This window comes from Okeania sp. SIO1H4 (genome assembly GCF_010672695.1).
In the GTDB taxonomy this organism is placed as follows: domain Bacteria; phylum Cyanobacteriota; class Cyanobacteriia; order Cyanobacteriales; family Microcoleaceae; genus Okeania; species Okeania hirsuta.
Map to the genome: position 1 here is coordinate 1 of NZ_JAAHGB010000003.1, position 22,085 is coordinate 22,085.

At 36.9% G+C, this 22,085-nt stretch carries 17 protein-coding genes; 7 read left to right on the forward strand and 10 right to left on the reverse strand.

Annotated elements, in window-relative coordinates:
* Window positions 1-349: 349 nt before the first annotated feature.
* The 3 genes from tal (at window position 350) to opcA (ending at window position 4,964) form a co-directional block, all read left to right on the forward strand.
* A complete protein-coding gene (tal, locus tag F6K06_RS01135) occupies window positions 350-1,498 on the forward strand; it encodes a transaldolase (RefSeq protein WP_287242347.1) in 1,149 nt (382 codons plus the stop codon).
* 332 nt (window positions 1,499-1,830) lie between these two features.
* Window positions 1,831-3,360: a glucose-6-phosphate dehydrogenase gene (gene zwf / locus F6K06_RS01140; RefSeq protein ID WP_124143055.1), complete on the forward strand. Its 1,530-nt coding sequence runs from the start codon at window positions 1,831-1,833 to the stop codon at window positions 3,358-3,360.
* A 281-nt stretch (window positions 3,361-3,641) separates the two neighbouring features.
* Window positions 3,642-4,964 (forward strand): glucose-6-phosphate dehydrogenase assembly protein OpcA, encoded by a 1,323-nt coding sequence (gene opcA, locus F6K06_RS01145; RefSeq protein ID WP_124155467.1) that lies wholly within the window; start codon window positions 3,642-3,644, stop codon window positions 4,962-4,964.
* Between the two features lie 505 nt (window positions 4,965-5,469).
* Here the strand turns inward: opcA and pyrR are convergent.
* The 3 genes from pyrR to F6K06_RS01160 form a co-directional block, all read right to left on the reverse strand.
* On the reverse strand, window positions 5,470-6,000 hold the full coding sequence (gene pyrR, locus F6K06_RS01150; protein ID WP_124155468.1) for a bifunctional pyr operon transcriptional regulator/uracil phosphoribosyltransferase PyrR: 531 nt from the start codon (window positions 5,998-6,000) through the stop codon (window positions 5,470-5,472).
* 506 nt (window positions 6,001-6,506) lie between these two features.
* Window positions 6,507-7,520 carry an adenosylcobinamide-phosphate synthase CbiB gene (cbiB, locus tag F6K06_RS01155; protein WP_124155469.1) on the reverse strand — a complete coding sequence of 338 codons (1,014 nt, stop codon included), beginning with the start codon at window positions 7,518-7,520 and terminating at the stop codon, window positions 6,507-6,509.
* Window positions 7,521-7,801: 281 nt separating this feature from the next.
* Entirely contained in the window at window positions 7,802-8,245 is a 444-nt protein-coding gene (locus tag F6K06_RS01160) for an RrF2 family transcriptional regulator (RefSeq protein ID WP_124143059.1), read from the reverse strand.
* A gap of 311 nt (window positions 8,246-8,556) precedes the next feature.
* On the opposite strand from F6K06_RS01160, the gene F6K06_RS01165 reads away from it, so the two are divergent.
* Both F6K06_RS01165 and F6K06_RS01170 read left to right on the forward strand, forming a co-directional pair.
* Window positions 8,557-8,976: an AbrB family transcriptional regulator gene (locus tag F6K06_RS01165; protein ID WP_124143060.1), complete on the forward strand. Its 420-nt coding sequence runs from the start codon at window positions 8,557-8,559 to the stop codon at window positions 8,974-8,976.
* 818 nt (window positions 8,977-9,794) lie between these two features.
* On the forward strand, window positions 9,795-10,037 hold the full coding sequence (locus F6K06_RS01170) for a hypothetical protein (RefSeq protein WP_124143061.1): 243 nt from the start codon (window positions 9,795-9,797) through the stop codon (window positions 10,035-10,037).
* A 257-nt stretch (window positions 10,038-10,294) separates the two neighbouring features.
* Here F6K06_RS01170 and F6K06_RS01175 read toward each other — a convergent pair whose 3' ends face one another.
* The 6 genes from F6K06_RS01175 to F6K06_RS01200 all read right to left on the reverse strand — a co-directional run bounded on the left by F6K06_RS01175 (window position 10,295) and on the right by F6K06_RS01200 (window position 15,432).
* On the reverse strand, window positions 10,295-10,513 hold the full coding sequence (locus F6K06_RS01175; protein ID WP_287242338.1) for a hypothetical protein: 219 nt from the start codon (window positions 10,511-10,513) through the stop codon (window positions 10,295-10,297).
* Window positions 10,504-10,794, reverse strand: a complete 291-nt coding sequence (locus F6K06_RS01180) for a hypothetical protein (RefSeq protein WP_287242336.1) — start codon at window positions 10,792-10,794, stop codon at window positions 10,504-10,506. The genes F6K06_RS01175 and F6K06_RS01180 overlap by 10 nt, the downstream gene beginning before the upstream one ends.
* Before the next feature lie 575 nt (window positions 10,795-11,369).
* Complete coding sequence (locus tag F6K06_RS01185) at window positions 11,370-12,278, reverse strand: MoxR family ATPase (protein ID WP_124145237.1); 909 nt, start codon at window positions 12,276-12,278, stop codon at window positions 11,370-11,372.
* Window positions 12,279-12,607: 329 nt separating this feature from the next.
* Window positions 12,608-12,913, reverse strand: a complete 306-nt coding sequence (locus F6K06_RS01190) for an RNA-binding protein (RefSeq protein WP_124155647.1) — start codon at window positions 12,911-12,913, stop codon at window positions 12,608-12,610.
* A 428-nt stretch (window positions 12,914-13,341) separates the two neighbouring features.
* Window positions 13,342-14,427, reverse strand: coding sequence for a bifunctional riboflavin kinase/FAD synthetase (locus F6K06_RS01195; protein ID WP_124145239.1), 1,086 nt, complete (start codon window positions 14,425-14,427; stop codon window positions 13,342-13,344).
* Between the two features lie 102 nt (window positions 14,428-14,529).
* On the reverse strand, window positions 14,530-15,432 hold the full coding sequence (locus tag F6K06_RS01200; protein ID WP_287242333.1) for an MBL fold metallo-hydrolase: 903 nt from the start codon (window positions 15,430-15,432) through the stop codon (window positions 14,530-14,532).
* A 1,220-nt stretch (window positions 15,433-16,652) separates the two neighbouring features.
* Between F6K06_RS01200 and F6K06_RS01205 the strand changes: the two genes are divergently transcribed.
* Both F6K06_RS01205 and F6K06_RS01210 read left to right on the forward strand, forming a co-directional pair.
* Entirely contained in the window at window positions 16,653-17,558 is a 906-nt protein-coding gene (locus F6K06_RS01205; RefSeq protein ID WP_124155696.1) for a phosphodiester glycosidase family protein, read from the forward strand.
* Between the two features lie 541 nt (window positions 17,559-18,099).
* Window positions 18,100-19,461 (forward strand): ArsB/NhaD family transporter, encoded by a 1,362-nt coding sequence (locus F6K06_RS01210; RefSeq protein ID WP_124145242.1) that lies wholly within the window; start codon window positions 18,100-18,102, stop codon window positions 19,459-19,461.
* A 1,118-nt stretch (window positions 19,462-20,579) separates the two neighbouring features.
* Here the strand turns inward: F6K06_RS01210 and F6K06_RS01215 are convergent.
* Window positions 20,580-22,055, reverse strand: a complete 1,476-nt coding sequence (locus F6K06_RS01215) for an alpha-amylase (protein WP_287242328.1) — start codon at window positions 22,053-22,055, stop codon at window positions 20,580-20,582.
* Between the last annotated feature and the right edge of the window lie 30 nt (window positions 22,056-22,085).

Here is a 22,085-nt window from a genome sequence, read left to right on the forward strand (position 1 = left end):
TTAAATGCTGATGTGAATGGAGCATTTAATATAATTAGAAAAGTAATTCCCGATGTTTTTGGGGAATAAAGGGTTTGCCGTTTAACCCTGTAGTGCTTGAACCACTACGAATGACTATACTTTCAGAGTTTTTAGTAAGTTTAGTTGAGCGGTTAATACAACTTAACGTCGGTATGTAAAAGTTTGTAATCAGAACGCAGATTTTATTTCAACTTTCTGACTGCTGATCGCAATACTAAAGAAATTTTGAATACTGCGTTTGAAAAATTAACAGCTTAGTTCTTTTTTCGCAGTATATAAGAACACAAAAAACTCCAAGGAAAATAGTAACAATTAAGGTAAGGTAGCTATGACAACTAATCATTTGCTCGAAATCAAAGACTTCGGTCAGAGTATCTGGATGGATAATCTCAGTCGCAATATCATTGAGTCTGGGGAACTCAAAAATATGATTGCCCAGAAAGGGATTCGTGGTATCACTTCTAATCCCGCTATCTTTGAGAAAGCAATCGCTGGTAATGCTATCTATGATGCAGATATTGAAGCAGGTATCAGCGCTGGTAAGTCAGTGATGGAAATTTACGAATCTCTTGTTTTTAAGGATATTCGTGATGCTTGCGATATATTTATGCCAGTCTACGAACAAACTAATGGATTAGATGGTTATATTAGTATTGAGGTCCCACCTACTATAGCCAAAGATACAGAAAGTACCATCAGCGAAGCAATTCGTTATTATACTGCTATCGGTCGCGAAAACCTAATGATTAAAATTCCAGGTACACCGGAAGGTTTACCAGCAGTAACAAAAGTTATTAGTGAAGGGATTAATGTCAATGTCACTTTGCTATTTTCTGTAGAAAGCTATGTAAACACTGCTTGGGCCTATATTGAAGGTCTAGAAGCAAGAGCAGCTAAAGGAGAAGATGTCAGTAAGATAGCTTCTGTGGCAAGTTTCTTTTTGAGTCGCATTGATAGTAACATTGATGCTACCATTGATAGCAAAATCAAGAATGTAACCGATGATACTGTCAAGGCCAAACTAGAAACCGTCAAAGGAAAAGTAGCGATCGCTAATGCCAAAATAGCCTATCAAGAATACAAAAAAATTATTCAGAGCGACCGCTGGAAAGCTCTATCTGCAAAAGGTGCAACAATGCAAAGGCTATTATGGGCAAGTACTAGCACCAAAAATCCCACCTACAGTGATGTGATGTATGTGGATGAATTAATTGGGCCTGATACAGTAAATACTTTGCCTCCCCAAACCATAGATGCTTGTGCTGATCACTGTCATGTTGATAACCGAGTAGAGACTAATATAGAAGAAGCGATGCAGCTAATAGAAAGTCTTAAAGACCCCGATATTAATATCAATATCGACCAAGTTATGGACGAACTGCTAGCAGAAGGGATCGACAAATTTATCAAACCCTTTAGTTCCCTAATTAACTCCCTAGAAGAAAAAGTCAAAAAATTAGCACCTGTCTCAAGTTAGAAAAATCTTATAGCAGGGAACAGAGAACAGGGAACAGGGAACAGTGGGAAAAGCATACGGTTCATCATCAATCTATATTCCTAATTCCTAAGCAACTCGTTCCTTGCTATATGTCATCAGTCATTTTCATGTCGGCGACAGCCGAAACTTAAAAAAAAACGGTTTGACTGATGACCAAAAATTAAAATTAATGTAGCTAAAGACGCTGAATTATTTAATTATTTAGTATAAAACAATCAACATAGCTAATTGTAGTGAAATAATAAAATAGCACACCTCGGCAAAAACAAACAAGCTTCTATAAGTAAATAAATTAGAAGGAGTCAACATAGATGGTAGCATTATTAGAAAATCCCTTGCGGGTTGGGTTACAACAAGACCGAGTCCCAGAACCCCAGATTTTAATTATCTTCGGTGCTTCAGGGGACTTAACTCAAAGGAAACTCGTTCCAGCACTCTATCAAATGAAGCTAGAGCGGAGACTCCCCCCCGAACTAACAATAGTCGGAGTAGCACGCAGAGAATGGAGCCATGATTACTTCCGCGAACAAATGCGGACTGGCGTAGAAGAATTTGGTGGTGGATTACAATCTGAAGAACTCTGGAATGACTTTGCCAAAGGGATTTTTTACTCTCCCGGTAATATCGACAAACCAGAAGATTACCAAAAACTAAAAGAATTTTTGAGCCAACTTGACGAAGAAAGAGGTACGCGAGGTAATCGCGTATTTTACTTATCTGTAGCACCACGCTTTTTTGGAGAAGCTGCTCAACAGTTAGGCGCAGCAGGAATGTTAGAAGACCCCAAAAAACATAGATTAGTAATTGAAAAACCCTTTGGTAGAGACCTCAGTTCAGCCCAGGTACTCAATAAAATCGTTCGCCAAGTTTGCCCAGAAGAGCAAATATATCGCATCGACCACTATCTAGGAAAAGAAACAGTTCAAAACTTAATGGTATTTCGATTTGCCAATGCCATTTTTGAACCCCTATGGAATCGTCAATTTGTCGATAACGTTCAAATCACTGTTGCAGAAACAGTAGGATTAGAAGGACGTGCTGGATATTATGAAACATCAGGTGCCCTGCGGGACATGGTACAAAATCATCTGATGCAACTATTCTCCCTCACAGCAATGGAACCCCCTAATTCCCTCGATGCTGACAGTATTCGTAACGAAAAGGTAAAAGTAGTTCAGGCAACCCGCTTGGCAGACTTAGAACGCCTGGAGCTTTCTGCAATTCGTGGCCAGTATACAAACGGTTGGATGAAAGGCAAAGATGTACCAGCTTATCGGGAAGAAGGAGGAGCAGACCCCAACTCCACCACACCTACTTATGCAGCACTGAAACTCTATATTGATAACTGGCGTTGGAAAGGAGTTCCATTTTATCTGCGGACTGGTAAGCGAATGCCGAAAAAAGTCTCAGAAATCGCGATTCAGTTCAAAGAAGTACCATATTTAATGTTCCAGTCAGCAGCTAAACAAGCAAATCCTAACGTATTGGCTTTGCGAATTCAGCCAAATGAAGGAATTTCTATGCGTTTCGAGGTAAAAACTCCAGGCAGTTCCCTGCGGACTCGTTCAGTAGATATGGATTTCCGTTACGATACTGCTTTTGGTAAACCCAGTACAGATGCTTACAGTCGATTGTTAGTTGATTGTATGTTAGGAGACCAAACACTATTTACTCATGGTGATGAAGTAGAAGCATCTTGGCGAGCATTAACACCAATACTAGGTATCTGGGATGCTCCAGCACCACCAGAGGCCATACCTTTGTATGAAGCAGGTACATGGGGACCAGTTGAATCTGAGTTGTTACTCAATCGTGATGGTCGTCGTTGGCGCCGACTGTAGTAGAAGGCAGAAGGCAGAAGACAGAGGGCAGAAAGCAGAAGGATTTCTTCCAATTGTGACTTATATCAAGTCTCATTAATTAGCCATCATAAATTAGCTATCTTTAGTCATCTAAAGATGACTTCTGCTATAGATCCAAGAAATTTATTTCTTGGCGGATGACATAGCTTGCTACAAGAATTGGGCGCGGACATTATTCCCTGTTCCCTGTTCCCTGTTCCCTGTTCCCTGTTCCCTATTCCCTTAAATAACCATCAGTAAAGCATTTACAAACAAGAAAAATGAGTACAACACTTGTTGCCTTACAACAACCAAAAGATATTTCTCTCGGAGAAATTGAAGCAGAACTTAGTAAAATCTGGCTCGGTCAAAATGGAGGAAAAGCAACTGCGATCGCTACCAGAGCAGCTACTTTCAGCATGGTAATATATGAACCCGAAGAATTTCAGCAACTTTTGGCTGGTTTGGGATTCTACAAAGGTGAAATAGATGGTATTAACGGCAATGAGGCCCGTGATGCCATCAAAGAGGCTCAAAAAGCTTATCAGTTACCAATAACAGGTAGGATAGACTCCGAGACTCTCGCTAAGTTACGTTCAGAGTGGGCTGCAAAATCTCCAGAAACTCGGCAATTCCCTAACATGGATGCTAGAGGATTTAGCATTAGTGAAGTAATTGCAGATCAAAACCCCTGTCGAGTCATCACACTATGTCCTACTTTTGGAGAAGATACAGGGGTAACAGCACAAGTTTCTGCTTATTGCCCAGTAAAGAAAAAGCAGTCTTCATTAACTTGCTGTGAATATATTACTCTACGCGGAACTAAAGAAGCACTGGAAAGGGTGAGTGATGTCGTGACATCATTGATGATTCCTGACTTGCCTAAATTTGTTTGGTGGAAAGCTACCCCCAATCAAGAACAAGAATTATTCCGAAACCTATGTGAAAATAGCAATTGCATTATTCTGGATTCATCTTATTTTAGCGATGCAGATTCAGAATTTCTCAAAATGCAAGAGTTGATCGAAAATCAAACATACATTGCTGATTTAAATTGGCATCGTCTCTCTGCATGGCAAGAATTAGCTGCTGCCACTTTCGATCCACCACAACGTCGTGCTTCCTTGGGTGAAATAGATAAAATTACTCTTGACTATGAAAAAGGGAATGCTGCCCAAGCACTAATGTTTTTGGGGTGGTTTGCTAGTCGTCTTGATTGGCAACCTACAGCTTATACTGAGACTGGTGGTGATTATGATATCGTTCATGTCAAGTTTACCAGTCCTACGGATAAGGAGATTTTAGCTGAGTTAGCAGCAATTCCTACCGCTGACTATGGTGAAATTCCTGGAGATTTAGTAGGCGTGCGTTTGGGGTCTAGTAATCCCAATGCTGACTGTTGCACGATTTTGTGTTCTGAAGATACTGGTTGTATGCGATTAGAAGCAGGTGGTAGTGCTCAGTCTTGTCGTACAGAGCAAGTCAGTGCTTTGAGCGACCAGAAAGCAGAATATTTGATGGCTCAACAGTTACAACGTTGGGGTCGGGAAGTTTTATATGAAGAGAGTTTGGCTATAACTGCTGACATTCTCAAGTTACGTTAAAAAAGCACCTCAGTGATCAGCACCGAGAGCGATCGGCAGATTTTTTAGCTTGAAGAAACCGTAGGGGCGTTACGAAGTATGCGCAAGGAAACAGCCGTTTGCCCCTACAAACTGTTTTAAATCAACAATCTGAGCACCATTGCCAACTCTTTCTCCATCTCCCCACGTTCCCCTCCAGGGAGGGGTTCGGGGTGGGTTCCCATCTCCCCGAACTCCTCACACTCCTCACACTTTCTAGTGCAGGATTGCAGAAATAACTAATATCATGTTCGGTTAAATACTTATACTTTGGAGAAAGCAAGGCAGAAGGCAGAAGGGAAAGAAAGATTCAAAGAGATAAGGTTTTTATAACTGATTATTTGAACATGATATAACCAGTAACAAAATCCTAAAAGCCTTACCAATCAATACTTTTGACTGTCTTGAGTGCGTCTTACATTCTGAGGGGACCTCAGAATTACGCACTCGCTTTTGAATTTTAACTTTTGACTTCCGCGTAGCGGCACTAGCGAAATAACTCCACACCATCTCTCCGATCAATATCTTGCACATAAACTTTGACCTTCTCTTCTCTAGAAGTGGGTAGCTTCTTACCTGTGAAATCTGGATGAATTGGTAGTTCCCGATGACCTCTATCAACCAACACAACTAATTTAATTGCTTCTGGGCGACCATATTCAAGAACTGCGTTCAAAGCAGCTCGCACTGTTCGACCTTTATAGATCACATCGTCAACTAAAACCACAATCTTGCCAGTAATATCACCAGGAATTTCCGTTTTAGCTGGAGTTCGCATTCCCGTTATGTTCAAGTCATCCCGATAAAAAGTAATATCCAATGCTCCCACAGGTATCTTGACTTGCTCTAGCAATTCAATTTGATTTGCTAATATTTTCGCTAGCGGTACTCCTCTAGTATAGATGCCTAACAATACCAGTTGAGACAAATCTCCCGCATTTTCAATTACTTGGGAAGCAAGACGAGTAACAGTACGCCGTAACTCCTGTGCGGATAAAATTTCTACAGTATTGCTCATATATTCCACCACCTTAATGAAGTCAGAAGTCAGAAGTCAAACGAAGTCAGAAGTCAGAAGTCAGAAGTCAGAAGTTGTTTTTGTAACGGTGATTTACAGCAGTTTTCATTATTAAGTAGACTAAAAAATTCTTTTTTAGGACTTACGCATATACACTATATATAGTACTCATAACTATTGTCTAATAGTTACTGGACTCTATACACAGTGTCTTTGCGTAAGTCCTGTTTTTGCTTAGGGAGTAGGGAGTAGGGAGTAGGGAGCAGAAAAATGCTTTGACCACTGTACTCTATCTATTTGAAAACCTTGAAAACCGCTATAAGCTCCCCTCCAAAAACATTTCGCCAATCAAGGCGGGATATTACACCCAATTATTTTGATAAATAATATCATGTCCCCTGGGGCACGTTTGTGTAAAACCAAGGGTGAATATCTACAGGAAATTTACGTTTTTTCATACTTTTAAGCCTTCTTCCCTCTTCCTTCTTCCTTCTTCCTTACCTTCACTATACAATACCGATGCTACCGGACATTATATAACAAATAAAAAATAACCCTAACCAAATTAGAAAGCAATATCGAGTTAACTGCAATGCTCGATCAATAATTTCTGGTGTAATTGGATAGGTGGGGTCTCCTAATAGTGGTTTATGTTTAACCACTCCCTTGTACAAATTTGTACCACCTACCTGTACTCCCAAGGTTGCAGCATAGGCACATTCACTCCAACCAGCATTAGGACTAGGGTCTTTCACCGCATCCCTTTGACATATTCTCCAAACATATAAGGGTTTACCAGAGAGCAAAGCTATAGTCAGAACATTTAGACGACAAGGTAGCCAAGTTAAAACGTCCTCTAGTTTGGCACTAAACCATCCTATATCAGTATAGGGCGCTTCTTTGTACCCGACCATCGAATCTAATGTACTAGCAGCTTTGTAAGCAAATGCCAAAGGTACGCTACCTACACCTGGTATTATGGCTCCCACTAAAGCGTAAAATAAAGGTGCAATTACTCCATCTGTTGCATTTTCTGTTACTGTTTCAAAAATTGCTCGAAATATTTCCGATATTGATAAATTTTCTGTATCTCTACCTACATACATACTTAATTTTTGACGTGCTTGAATTAAATTGTCACTTCTTACCAGTTGAAGTACTTCTTTAGCTGCCATACTTAAACTTTTTCCCGCAAAACAGCTAGCTAATAAAATACTCTCTATTATTACTGTTAATAAAGGAAATTGGGTAAAGTTTATTCGTAAAGCTTGAATAATTAACCAACTGATAATTCCACTACCCAAAACAAGAGCGATCGCTAGTAATATACCTGACAATCTAAGTATAAATACGTGAGAGTTATCTTGATAAGGTTTAGTGAGTTTAAATATTTGTTTAGTGTAATGAGTAATTATCCAACCTAAGAACTTTACAGGATGTGGCCAATCCCAAGGATCGCCAATCAAATAATCTAGGCAAGCAGCTATGAAAAGAATAATTAAAGTATAGTTGGCACTCACAGGAATTCAATAGTTATAAATTTGTTTTAATAAGTAATCATGGTGAATCATAGTAAGCATTTAGCTGTCAGCTATTAGCTATCAGCTATTAATGTTGGGAAAGGTAAAAGCAACCTTTTAAATTGAGTTTGAATAAAAAGTTACTGTTAAAGTCCCCAGACCTAACCTCAGAAGTAATTATTCATTATTAATTGCTGAAGTGCTGAGTGCTAATAGCTGAATGCTTATGAATCATATACTACTGATTAACTCTTACAACTTGACACTCAAACTATCAAAAATTAAACAACAAAACTCGCTTCTTCTCCTACTACAGCTTGCCAACTACGGACATCATAGTATAAGTCTTCTAAAGAAATATTGTAAAGTGCTTCAGAAAGTTTTTTATCTAATCTATGCCAGATAGAATAAGTAACCCAGTCTTCTGCCTGTTTATTATCAGGAACATATCTAGGTAAAGGTTTGATTGTTTCACCCACGGATTCTAGTATTTGTCCTATAGATATTTGAGCAGGTAATTTAGCTAATTTATATCCTCCTTGGGCACCACGAACTGATTTGACTAAACCAGCACGACGCATCTCTATTAATAACTTTTCAAGGTAGGCTATAGGTATGTCTTGACGTAGTGCTATTTCTTTGACAGATATAGGAGTATTATTTTGTTGTAAACTCAAATCTAAAAGTGCCTTAACACTATAATGTCCACGAGTAGTTAACTTCATTGTATTGTGTTTAATTCAAAGGGACTTCAGGAATTTATAGCTATAACTATATTAATAGGCCCTTCAACTAAATAGGTGAATAGTTGATAGTTGATAGCGCAATGCTTAATATTACATACTATAGATATGATTGGTGGCTATAATCAATAGCTCTTCTCAGAATATTGTGTTAAAAATTTGTCGAATATGTGAAATATTTAGATAATTAGTGTAATATAGTTTTACGAGCAAATATTTGTTTATCGTTTCTTGGAATTTAAACAAACCAAGATAAAAACTGATAACTGTAGCAAAATGTTAGGACTGAAAATATGGCTAAAAAGAAAAATATTGAACCCTTATCTGGGGAAGATTTACTTAAAAAAGTCAAAGACTTAGGTAATCAAAGTAAGGAAAAGAAGGCTAGAGAATGTGGCTACTACACTGTTACTAAAAATGGTGTTGAACGAGTTAACATGATGAAGTTTTTGAATGCTTTGATTGATGCTGAGGGTATTCAATTAGATAGTAAACAGAATGGTAATGGCCGTGGAGGACGCTCTGCTAGCTATAGAATTAGTGTACAATCCAACGGTAATTTACTAATTGGCGCAGCTTATACTAAAATAATGGAATTAGAGCCAGGAGATGAGTTTGAGATTTCTTTGGGACGTAAACATATTCACCTGCGTCAAGTAGAAGCAGGTAAAGTTGTGGAAGAAGGAGAAGAAGTATCAGCAGCAGCATCTTAAGTTAAGACTACATCTTACTTAACAGATTCTCTATTTCACTGATTCTCTTCACTTCAAGCATCAAGAACTATAGCGATTGATGCTTGTTGCACCAATAGCTGTACCATCACTTTTTTGTAAATACTTCTTCTCGTGGTCAATATGTCAATACTAATTTAGTACCTTCGTAGTATTTCTCTACAGAATGTAAAGTGTCACAAAGATTACGGTATATATTGGTTTAATGGCGTTGCACAGTGACGAATGATTTGATATTTTTGATTGAATTGGATTGTGGATTAATCAATTGCTAGAATCATTAATATTAGGTTTTTTTAGTCAAAATCTAAACCAATTTTTGGCAATGTCATTCCATAATGTGCAACCCCGGTTTAATAGTGATTGCGTTCACTATAAGGAGGCAAATATTTTTTAGTATAGCTAGTCGAAGGAAAGGGCGCGGACATATCAAAAGTTTAAAACTCAGACAACACAAGATTTTGGCGTTGCATCATCATGGGATGATTTTGATATGTGTCAAAAAATTTTTTTTGATCTATCAAGATTTTCAGATGCGTGCAAATGTGATTATCATCCTACAATTATGCAACACCAGATTTTTCCTTCTTCCTTTTTCCTTCTGCGATACAATCTGTTTTTATCTTCTCTTTTGACCACAATGTTTGCAGGAAGTAAGAAAAAATGGAATAAAGCTCATAGATGACTTTCCTCTGCCATGCTCATATATTGGCGTTGGTGAATGTGTAATATAGAATCCGGTTGAATAGTTATTGTATGCTAGGGAGATAGGGAGACACGGAGACACGGAGACGCGGATATTGAAGTGTAGACAGAATTATGAACATATACTATATAACCGGATTGTATATCAGACGACTGAGGGGACTGCATCTTGGGATACTTTTATTTCCCTTGTTGCTACTACTCGCAAGCTGGGATTGAGCTTTTTTGAATATGTACGCGATCGCATTTCTCAGACCAGAAATATTCCCTCTCTGGCAACTATTATTTACGATCGCTCTTCTATTAATTCCCTTGGCTGGTCTTGGCAGCTATCATAATTGCCTACCCCATCATATTGAGTGGATACTTTTGCAAGACCATTTGGTCTTCAGGTTGAATATATAGCAATGTGCGCTGGCATATTTACACATTAGAGTTGTTGGGAAATAAAAATTTCAAATGCTCAAAAGCTTACTGTATAAGGCTTTCAGGATTTTACACTTAAAAATAGCTATAAACTTTGACTGATAAGGGTTTTAGCCATTTTTTGTGCTTAATTCCCAACAACTCTATTATTTTTTGTACACCTTTTCGCTTACTGCACTTTGAGCTGGACATTGTAAATACCTGAGCGCTCATTGCTATATTTTGGGTAAACTCGATCACCGTCAGTGACATACCAAAAGCTATGCCAAAACTGGATAACTTGCCATAACTTCTCAAAAGTTTGCCCTGGAGCGATCATGCTCCGCATCGCTATCGCGAACGCCAATTTCCCAAAGGATAATTCCCGGTTTCCAATGATTAACCACACAAGCTATTCCAAACAATCTGTTTTTTATTTCCCACAAACGTCTGTAGTTCATCAATCTCAGTGATTTCAGGAATTTCATCATCCTGTGGTTCATCGGATAACTGTTGTGCCAATTCTTTTACCCAATTGATAATGGTAGTATGGTCAATTTCTGTAACTAGATGCGATGGCTGGAAATCCCATGCCGTTGAGATACATTTTGAGACAGAGTTTTTTGACTTTTGGATGATCAGCGTTATTACTTGGAGATTCAACAATCTTGTTGGCCACAATTTTGACATTGATGGCATTGTTTCCCCCGACGAAAACCATTTTTTTTAAATCGAGATGATAGACATTTGGGACAGTGGATTGTTTTGAGCTTTCCTTGTGACACTTTAGATTTTACAGCATTCTCCACCCACCAAAGCCAAAAAACAAAGTATGTCACAAAAAGTAAAGTAGCTCAGAAACCTCTTTTATTCTGCCTACTGCCTTTATCTAACAATAAATGTTAACGCCTACCTACTTATAACAAATCCGGTGATCAAAAATACTTTATAGGATAGACTAGTCGGTTTATAACTTAAAAAATCCCCAAAAACCTTGTTCTGTAAGGATTCTAGATATTAGGAATTAAAAATGCTTAGAATTATTGCTCTGTCTAGGTTGGAGCGATTTTTTCCCTCTATATTAGCGACAACTCTGATGTAAGATTAAATTCTCTCCCCATCTCCCCTACACCCTACCTCCCCATCTGCACAATCATCAGACTCTATAAACCGGATTTAGTATTACCTGTATTTCTCATTAATTTGAGCAAACCTAGTTAACTATCAAATAGCTAACCGCACTTCTAACAATCAAAAACTCAAACTTAGGAAACCATTACAGAAGTCAGTAATCTTTCCACAATTGTTTGAGCACGTCTTCCTCCTGCTGGTATCAAACGATGGGAAAGGACATAGGGAGAAAGAAATTTCACATCATCAGGAATAGCGTAATCTCTTCCAGCAAGAAACCCTAAAGCTTGAGCTGCTCGATGCAAAGCAACTGTTCCACGAGGACTAACACCCAGTGTAACTTCTTCATCTTCCCGCGTTGCTCTTACTAATCGGAGAATATATTTTTGTAAAGACTCATCTACTTTCACTAGACTACACAAACGACGCAACTCTTCGACTTCCTCTAAAGTAATACAAGCTTTTAGTGTACTTAATCCTACTCCCTCAGAAATTCTTTGTAGCATCTGTAACTCTTCAGATTCTGTAGGATAGCCTAATGTCAGAGATAAACTAAAACGATCCATTTGTGCTTCCGGCAGTGGAAATGTCCCCTGATATTCAATAGGGTTCTGAGTTGCAATGACAAAAAATGGCTTAGGAACAGAACGCGAAACCCCATCTATAGTAACCTGTTTTTCCTCCATTACTTCTAATAGAGCAGACTGAGTACGCGGGGTAGCACGATTAATTTCATCTGTCAATAGCACATTGGCAAACACCGGACCTGGTAGAAATTCAAATTTTCCACTGCTAGGGTTCCAAATATTAGTACCAGTAATATCGGTAGGTAGTAAATCAGGAGTACATTGAATTCGCTGAAACTTTCCAGCGATCGAATAAGCTAGAGATTTAGCTAATAAGGTCTTACCCACACCGGGAACATCTTCTAAAAGAACATGACCTTCCGAAAGAAGTGCTACTAATACTAAGTTAATGGCATCTTCTTTACCAAGAATAGTCTGACTAAGATTTTGTTTCAGCTTTTCAATACTTTCTTTCATAAAATTATGATTTGCTATCTATAAATATTGGCTGAAAGTCCAAAATATCCTGGCTTCTAACTACTAAATTAAAACTCTTTCATCAATTGAAAAAATTAACAGACTTATGCAAAAAGTCTGGCACAATAAACACCAAAGAGAAACATCATCAAAATTAAGGCCAAAAATTTTATTTTAACAATTTCTTGAAGTTTAATACTTAAAATATTAGCTTGATCGCGCTATTTACATCAGAAAAATTATCAATCAAATTGTGATTAATACTAGAAGATAAAAGGAACAGGATTAATTCCCATCCCTTGAATTGAATCTAATTTAACTATGAGAGTTTAGTATTCACTAGAGAATTTGTTTCCTCCGCCTCTTCTTCCACCACCAGATGACCCTCGACCTTCTCGTGGCCTTGCTTTATTGACCTTGAGAGTACGTCCCATCCATTCAGCACCATCAAGTGCTTCAATGGCTGCTGTCTCTTCATCTTCTGTCTCCATTTCTACAAAAGCAAAGCCCCTGGGGCGACCAGTTTCACGGTCTGAAGGAACTTGAACTCGCTTAACGCTACCATACTCCTTGAAGACATCTCTGATATCTTCATCTGTTGCATCGTACGAAAGGTTTCCAACGTAAACCGACATATTTGACCTCCAAAATTAAATGCCATCTAGAGAGATTTCGGAAGGCCAGTAATGCCAGATGAAACATCACAAAAAAGCTCACCACTGAAAGCAAAAACTGTAACCTATACCTATTCTCGAACTAGATTATATCATAGACAGTTTTGGCTAAAAATTATACAGATTACAACTTTAGTCCAACTTAAAACTACCAGTAAAACTTTTTAAATTTTAGCTAAATAGAAATTTGATAAAATGTCTAGGCTAAATTATTCATCAAATTTTACAAGTTAAACAGGAATGCTATATTTTTTTTAGCTTTGCATAATTTATTTTTGATACATTCGACCAATAATTAATTTAAAAGCAATGATCAATTAGAGTGATACGACATTTACCCATCACTAAACTATTTTCCATTGAAACAACAAGATTATTTTATATTAAATTTATTTAGTGTTACTTACGAGTATACTTCTAGCAATTGCACAGTCTTCTTGAATTTTTGCTTTTAGTAAATCTAAAGAAGCAAACTTTTGTTCAGGTCTTAAAAACTCAATCAAATTTACCATTATAGTCTGACCATATAAATCTCCAGACCAATTTAACAAGTGAATTTCTGTAGTCGGGTGTAGACCATTTAATGTGGGGCGACAGCCAATATTCATTACTCCTAAGTGTGGACAATCGCCAGAAGAATTTTCCTGAAGTTGCTTCTGTCCAAAGATATAGGCCTCCACAGCATAAACTCCAAAACGAGGCAAAAATTTTTGTGGCGGTAGCTGTAGATTAGCTGTAGGAAATCCTAAAGTTCTACCTAATTTTTGTCCTTCCACCACCTGACCTGCTAAACTGTAGGGACGACCTAATAAACGATTGGATTTTTTCAGGTCTCCTTGCTCAAGAGCTTGACGAATTATAGAACTGCTAATACGTTCTCCATTTTCACAAGTGTATAGAGGTACAATCGTAACTTCTATATTATAGTTAGCTGCAATAGTCTGTAAATCTGTTGCTTTTCCTACCCTGTTTCTACCAAAGCGGAAGTCCCATCCGACACTTACTTGACTTGCTTTTAAGTGTTTTACCAGAATTTTTTCTACAAATTGAGTAGGAGTTAAATTGGCCAATTCTTGGTCAAATTGCAGTAATACCACTTGTTCTACTCCCATCTGTTGAAAAAGAGCTAATTTTTCATCTAGTGGAGCTAACAATTTTTTTGGTTTTCCACTAAAAAACTCTTGGGGATGAGGATTAAAAGTTACAACAGTTGAATAAATTTTTGGCTCTTGACAATCATCATTTTTGTCCAATTCACTTTGGTAATACCATGATGAATTTAATAATTGAAGTTTTGTGTTTTTGTCTACTTCTGTATCTGTTTGTGATGGATAAACATAGAGTGAATTTTTTCTAGTATCTAATTTTAAAGTTGGTTGAACTACTTGCCTATGTCCTCGATGTAAACCATCAAAGTTTCCCAAGGCAACGGTAGTTGGAGTTAGTACTGTAGCTAAAGAAGAAGTTACCCACACACCTTATATTTTTGTTGATTGAATCATTTTCTACTACATTTAATCTTTGTTCATCTATATTTTTTGTCAGCTTACTAACAAAATTAATATTAAGCTGAAACTTTAGATTTTTTTGGAGTGTTTGACTGCTGAATTATTGTCTTCACTATTGCTTGGAGGAATTAATTGAATTGAAAGACCTTCTCTTGCCATCAAACTATTAGGAAATTTTTCTGCTACTTGCTCTCCTACTTTATCTAAGAAATCATCATTATGTATAGGGTCATGGTGAAAAATCACTAATTTTTTAACTTGAGCCACTGTAGCAATTTTTACAGCCTCCTGCCAAGTTGAATGTCCCCAACCTATTTTACTAGACTTGTCCGAATAATATTCTTCATCTGTATAAGTAGCGTCGTAGATTAATACATCTGCTTGACGAGCCAAAAATAAAACATTTTCATCAAAGCGATCGGGAAAATGTTCTGTGTCAGTAACATAAGCTGCAGTGTATCCTTGCCAGTTGACACGATATCCTACTGCTTCTCCAGGGTGGTTGAGTAAAGCATTTTCAATAACTATACCACCAATTTTAATTGGCTGACTTATTTCCAAATCGAAAAACTTAAGTTCAGCCCCCATAACTTGCAAAGGTACAGGAAAATTAGGGTTGAGCATCTGGTCATTCAGCCTCTGTTGAATAGTAGCTCCATTTGGAGCAACTGCTCCATATATATAGAAACAATTATTTTTAACAAAAGCAGGTACAAAAAAAGGAAAGCCTTGAATATGATCCCAGTGGGTATGGGTAAAGAACATATGGGCTTTTACGGGCATTTGAGACATCAGGGATTGACCCAAAACTCGTAGGCCAGTTCCACCGTCAAAAATCAGGCGATGTCCACCAACTCGCATTTCTACACAAGGAGTATTACCCCCATATCTTACTGTTTCTGCTCCGGGAGAAGCAATACTACCTCTTACGCCCCAAAATTGAACTGTGAATTGATTTTGTTTAACCGACATGAGTTTTATCGCAGAATTTCTTGAGTAAGTCCATCGAGGAGATTTTGATTTTACTTATTAGTCAAATTTTTGCCATCATAAAATGGCTTAATCTTTAGTGTAATGATATACTTTCAATATGTTAACTCTTATGCTGAATGAATCTATCAAAATTTGGGTGGAAGATGAGAGTTAAGGTTTTTAGCTCTGCTGATATTTAGATGACTCGGGGAATTTTTATCGACTATTTTCTACATTTATAATAATACTATTTGAGACTCTTTGCTTTAAAAATACAAGTATTCTAGAGCTTCTCTGAAAGGGGTGAAAATCACGTTCAAGATTCTTTCTCGTTACTCTTGGCTAACATCTTTTTTGTGAAAACTGGTATAATAAATTACTATAATGTCTCCTCATTCTAACTGATAAATCAAAGAATCTTTCAGCCAAGCTTCAAGTAAATCTTGATGATATGACCCTTCACTCAATTTAGAGGGGAAAATAATTTTTTTGACCTTAAAGCAATTTTCAAATGGATAAACTAGTCCGACTTCCATAGATCGCCGATCATAAGGTTTCCCCTACCCAAAATATTTTGTGGTTTACTCAAACGAAAAGCCCTGTAAAGCAATAATTACAATGACTCTTTACAGTATATTTTGCCAAATTTAAAATCGTAGGATCTTTACTCCTAATACCAAATTTAAAAAAGGTATTTACAGTATTAATCTCTAGATTTCTACCAACAGAGCAAACTACTGTAGCAATTTTTTATAAAACTGGTATAATTCTATAACCATAAGGATAATTTTCTTGTTTGTAAAATCCAGCTTCGCCTACATAAATTAGATTTTTATTATCTATTTTTGTCAAATTTGTTCTGAATTATGTTCATTTTTTTTAATCTACTTCTTGCTGGCCGTAAGTTTTTTTGCAGGTAATTTGATCGCTTTTAACAGGAATAGCTAAGATAAGGTGCAGAATTTTATATCCGGCAGGTTTGATTAATTCTTCTTAATTAAGCAGAAACTTTACTAGCAGAGTGCTTTGGAATGTATAGCAGTCGAAGGAAAAGGAGCGGACATATCAAAAGCTTAAAACTCACACAACGCCAGATTTTTCCTTCTCTGGTAGATAACTAATCGCCTAGATAACTAAAACATTCTTCCTTCTACCATAATACACCAAAGCTAGAATATAACAGATTCTTTGTACTGCTATAGTTATGAGGACTTTATTTAATGTCTCGCTCTAGAATTTTTACATGGCGATCGCTGTTGACTATTAGCATAGTTTTATGCTTGGTTTTACTACTAACAATTACTACTATACTTGCTGTTATTCGCCCACCTCGAACTAACACTAACTTATTACTATTTCCAGGCATTATTTATCAAAGATTTGCCTTTTCTCAACCACGCCAGGTCATGATTCATGTTGTGACTATAGCTCTGAACACCCCTGGAGTAAAAGCATTAGTCACACCAAGAATTTCTACTTTTCCAGATATGAAAATTCGTGCCCGCACCACTTCTGAATTTGTCAATGAATTTGATTTACAACTAGCAATAAATGCCAATTTTTTCTCCCCCTTTTATGAAAAGACGCCTTGGGATTTTTACCCTAAAAGTGGTGATTTAGTTAATGTAGTTGGTCGGGCAATATCTAATGGTGATGACTACTCTATAATTGATAGAAACTGGCCGACTTTATGTTTGAGTGTTAATAATTATGCTCAAATATCAGATAACTCTATTTGTTCAGCTCAAACTATTCAAGCTATCTCTGGTAATTTAATTTTAGTTGCTAATGGTCAAGCAGTTACTCTGCCAAAAAATTCACCTTTGAATCAAAAACCCTATCCACGGACAGCAGTAGCAATTAATCAAACAGGAGATAAATTATGGTTAATTTTAGTTGATGGTAAACAGCCTTTTTATAGTAATGGTGTTACTTTGGCAGAATTAACTAAATTTATTATTAATTTAGGTGCTGATAAAGCATTAAATTTAGATGGTGGTGGTTCAACAACTTTAGTAGTAAATTCTAATTCCCAAGCTAAATTATTAAATTCACCAACTCATACTCTTGTACCTATGCGTGAACGTTCAATTGCTAACCATTTAGGATTTTATGCTCTACCTTAGACCAGTTTGATAAATATTTGCTACAAATAGATAGGCTATTTCTTCGGAGTAAACCCACACCTAACCCCTCCTAGGAGGGGAAGTCAGGAGTCGTATGGGAATGGCTTCGCTATAATTTTTTAGGTCGTAAATTATCTTTTTTGTCAAAGGGACATTCCATATAAAGCCTTTTAATCACCCACATGATTCATAACATTCTTTTTTTTAATTGGAATTAGACCGGAAATAGAGAAAAAAATTGAATATTTTTCCCTTAACTAAGTCCTGACTACTACTTGCTAAAAATTATTGTAGTAATATTTTTTGAAAGTGTTATGAACCAGATATGAAATGATTGAAGAATAAAGAAGGAAGGACTGAAGTTGGAAAAAGAAAAAAGTGGATGGAGAATACTCAAATAAGCAGCTCTGCTCGACGGAACTCCAACAAACTTGTAGACACTGCAGGTGAGGTGTGGGGTATTAAACCTTAAAAAAAAAAGATAATGTTATAGTAAGTTTAGAAAAAAATCTCACAAAAACAAATAATAATCACCTATATTATGGGTTGGCAAATAGTCTTAATTCCATTGATTTTTCTAGGTACTCTAATTCTTGTATTTTGGCAGCCAAAAGGTTTAGATATAGGTTTCAGTGCAATGATAGGAGCCTGCCTAACACTCACAACTGGTCTAGTTTCTCTAGCAAATATGCCTACATTGATTTGGGCAATTTTAGTAAATACTACCTTTACTTTACTAGCTTTAATAACTATTAGTTGGATATTGCAACAAAAGGGAGTTTTTCGTTGGTTCGGATTTCATATTGCTAATTGGAATCTGGGTAGCGGTAAACTTTTATTTGTCACACTGCTAATATTAGTAGCTCTAGTTAGTGCTATTTTCGCTAACTATGGTAGTACCTTATTATTTCTACCAATAGTAATTGAAGCTCTAATTTTACTCAAGTTTACCCCTAAAGAAATTATCCCATTTCTGATAGCTTGTGGCTTAGTTGCTGACATCAGTAGTCTACCATTTTCTATCAGTAATTCAGTCAATTATATTGCTACTACTACATACAATATTTCTTTTGGTAGTTATATAATTATAATGCTACCTATTAGTTTCGTGACAATTGCTGCCAGTATTGTTGTTTTGTTGTTTTACTTTTGGCCTGATATTCCTAGGAAATATAAAAAATTTAGATTCAGAAAAAATTATCTAGAAAGAGCATTACCAGCAACCAGTATAGAACGAAAAATTAGCCTGAAACTTGCGGAGGAAAGTCAAAATAAGCATAATTTATACCTACAATCAGAAGAATTACTTGAGAGTGAAGAAAGTCACAAAATTTCAGTTAATAGTTTGCAGAATAATTATCGATTCCAAGATTTTATTTCTCAAACTAAATTTTTAACAAATTACTGTTTTTCTCTCTTTAAATTGATATTTTATCCTTTCCTGCCAGTGATTTTATTTATCTGGGCAATGTACATAATAGTTTTTGGTCTGAGTAACTATGGTTTAACAGATGTAATTAAATATTTGTTAGTTCAAATCTCTGGATGGGGATTTTCTCTAGCTATTATTGCTACTGGTTTTTTATCTGCATTTATTAGCGCAGTCTGTAATAATTTACCATCTTCTTTGATTAACATATTGACAATTCAAACTGCACCAATAATAGATTCTAATATTTCAGAAGCAATGGTTTATGCTACTATTATTGGCTGTGTTGTTGGTGCTAAAATTACTCCTATTGGTAGTCTGTCTACTCTATGTTGGTTTTATATGATGAAGCAACATGGTTTTCAAATTAGTTGGAAAAATTACTGTGGTATTAGTTTAGCTATCATTTTACCTATTTTATTTATTAGTCTTTTGAGTTTAATTATTTGGCTGCCAGGAATGCAAATTAATTAAATGCGAATATACCAATTATATAGAACCAATTTGTAATCTATTTAAAAATAGATGGGGAGATGGGGGGATGGGGTGTATTGAAGTATTTTTAATTCTTGCTTCAATCAATTCACGACTCCGTGCCTCTAAAATTTTTACGCGGGTAAATATATCAAAAATCGTTCCTTGGAAATGGAATGAATTAATTATACCAATTCCCAAAAGTAGTGCTATACTTGGGCAATACTTCAGTTGTCAACTAATCAGCACAATCCGAATCACTTTGTATGCTAATTTTAGCTCGCGAATGATGTTAATTATTCTTATGTTTGCTTCTCCCCCATTCCCCTACTCCCCTACTTCCCCTCCTGGGAGGGGTTAGGGATGGGTCCCCTACTCAACAAAATGTAGAAAAGTTTTTGAGAAATGGTATTACTTATCCCACACTTTACCGAAAAATTGTGGGTATGCGCCTCCCCTTTTAAGGGGATAATAAAAAAAATTTTCATGAATTTGTCAATCCTCTTCTTTTCAAGGAGAGGTAATTATTCATTATTCATTATTCATTATTAATTTTTGAATGATGCACTACCGAAATTATCAATTTTTGGCGTTGGTGAAGCGCGTGTATGATATTAATTTTCATTACTTAGGAGTCAGGAGTCAGGAGTCATATCATGTCCGGTAGCATCGGTATTGTATAGAGAAGGTAAGGAAAATGGAAGAGGAAAGATGGAGGAGGAAGAAGGTTTCAGAGTCAGAAAAAAACTTAAACAGGACTTACGCAAATTGACCTTTAAAGCACCATCTGTAGGGGCGAATGGCATTTGCTAACGCAAAGCTCCGCTAACGCCCTAGCTATATGTAGAGTCCCTGCGTAAGTCCTGTTAAATTTCCTGTAGATATTCACCCTTGGGTTTACACAAACGATTGCCTTCGGACATGATATCAGGAGTCAGGAGGGAAGAAAGAAGAATAAACAGGAGTAGAAGGAGAAAGTTTTTTGGTCGCGTAAAGGTAACGGAGTTCTATCGAACTCTTATCCGGGCATGATATCATACCTCAAATCACCAACGCCCAATTTTTTTCCCCTACTCCCTAGTCCCTACTCCCTCTTTTCTGAAAATGTCTATTAGTTATTATTCTTGTAACCAAACAGAAACTGACCCGCCATTACACCGAAATTTAGCCCAACCAGAGTCATTAGTATAAATGGGTTCCTGAATATGTTCCGTGAGGTCATAAAACTTAGCATTTGGTTTACCCACTTCCATCCACTTGTAACCTGGATAGCTATCACTCATAATTACAGCCATTGCTTTTGGATGTTCTTCAGTACCCAAACGAGTCCAACCTACAGTATTGTAATGATCGAAATAATCATATTGCTCCCCATAAGCATAATATTTCCGGGCAAAAAGTAACTTATCAATTATCCAACGGTGGGATGGTAAGAAAATCTTGTAACGGTTGCCATCTTTCCCATAATCTTCATACTCTGCACCATAATAGTCAGCATAAAAAATGCAAGGATATCCTTCACGACGCAACAAAATAATGGCATAAGCTAAAGGCTTAAACCAAGGTTCAACAGGAGCTTCCAATGCTTGTAAAGGTTGTGAGTCATGGTTTTCCACAAAAGTAACAGCATTGACCGGACGTTCCTGCATCAAAGTACCATTGAGAATATGGCGCATATCATAATGTCCGCCCGATTTACTCGCATAATAAAAGTTGTAATGTAGAGGAACATCAAACACAGACATTCTGCCACCAACTGAATTAATATACCAGTGCAACGTACCAATATCGTTGAACCAATATTCCCCAACCATAAATAAATCCTTCTGAAAATGATGTTCTAATACATCTATCCACAGAGGAAAAAACCAGGATGAAATATGTTTGATAGCATCTAGACGGAAACCATCGACTCCCGTAGTTTCTATATACCACTTACCCCAACGTATCACTTCATCCCGAACTTCTTTACTCTGGAAATCAATATCGCATCCCATCAGGTAAGCATAGTTGCCATTTTCCAACGCCACATAATCATCAAAGCTTTTCCCTTCAAATAGATATATAGTATTTTGTTCCTTGCTATAGTCATCATAATCTACTGCATCAAAATGCCACCAATGCCACTCAAAGTCAGAATACTTTTTTTGCCGACCAGGAAATGGAAAATGAGTATAACCTTTAACTTCACGCATTCCACCCTTGGGATGAATGCGGTTATCCTTGGAAAAAGGAGTTGCTTTGACAATTTCTGTTCCATCAGCACCCATGCGGTGGTTGAGAACTCCATCAGCATAGACATCAATACCAACATTGTGTAGAGCTTGAATAGCATCTAAATATTGTTGGCGATCGCCATATTTTGTCCGAACAGTACCTTTTTGGTCAAATTCCCCCAAGTCATACATATCATAAACCCCATATCCCACATCATAAGTCCCCCCTATACCTTTGTAAGCTGGTGGTAACCACATGGCGGTAAAGCCTGCATCTGCTAATTCTTGGGCCATACTTGCCACTTGATTCCACAGGATAAGATTTGGGTCAATATACCAGTGGAAATATTGCATCATTACGCCGTTAATTTCTGCCATGTTCGGAAATCCTCAAATCTATCAATATGA

Excerpts from the sequence above, each read along its gene's own strand:
- zwf (WP_124143055.1), top strand. The coding sequence starts at position 1,831 with ATGGTAGCATTATTAGAAAATCCCTTGCGGGTTGGGTTACAACAAGAC.
- F6K06_RS01160 (WP_124143059.1), bottom strand. The coding sequence starts at position 8,245 with ATGAAGTTAACTACTCGTGGACATTATAGTGTTAAGGCACTTTTAGAT.
- pyrR (WP_124155468.1), bottom strand. The coding sequence starts at position 6,000 with ATGAGCAATACTGTAGAAATTTTATCCGCACAGGAGTTACGGCGTACT.
- F6K06_RS01165 (WP_124143060.1), top strand. The coding sequence starts at position 8,557 with ATGGCTAAAAAGAAAAATATTGAACCCTTATCTGGGGAAGATTTACTT.
- opcA (WP_124155467.1), top strand. The coding sequence starts at position 3,642 with ATGAGTACAACACTTGTTGCCTTACAACAACCAAAAGATATTTCTCTC.
- F6K06_RS01200 (WP_287242333.1), bottom strand. The coding sequence starts at position 15,432 with ATGTCGGTTAAACAAAATCAATTCACAGTTCAATTTTGGGGCGTAAGA.
- F6K06_RS01190 (WP_124155647.1), bottom strand. The coding sequence starts at position 12,913 with ATGTCGGTTTACGTTGGAAACCTTTCGTACGATGCAACAGATGAAGAT.
- F6K06_RS01205 (WP_124155696.1), top strand. The coding sequence starts at position 16,653 with ATGTCTCGCTCTAGAATTTTTACATGGCGATCGCTGTTGACTATTAGC.
- F6K06_RS01215 (WP_287242328.1), bottom strand. The coding sequence starts at position 22,055 with ATGGCAGAAATTAACGGCGTAATGATGCAATATTTCCACTGGTATATT.
- tal (WP_287242347.1), top strand. The coding sequence starts at position 350 with ATGACAACTAATCATTTGCTCGAAATCAAAGACTTCGGTCAGAGTATC.
- F6K06_RS01185 (WP_124145237.1), bottom strand. The coding sequence starts at position 12,278 with ATGAAAGAAAGTATTGAAAAGCTGAAACAAAATCTTAGTCAGACTATT.
- F6K06_RS01180 (WP_287242336.1), bottom strand. The coding sequence starts at position 10,794 with ATGTCAAAATTGTGGCCAACAAGATTGTTGAATCTCCAAGTAATAACG.
- F6K06_RS01210 (WP_124145242.1), top strand. The coding sequence starts at position 18,100 with ATGGGTTGGCAAATAGTCTTAATTCCATTGATTTTTCTAGGTACTCTA.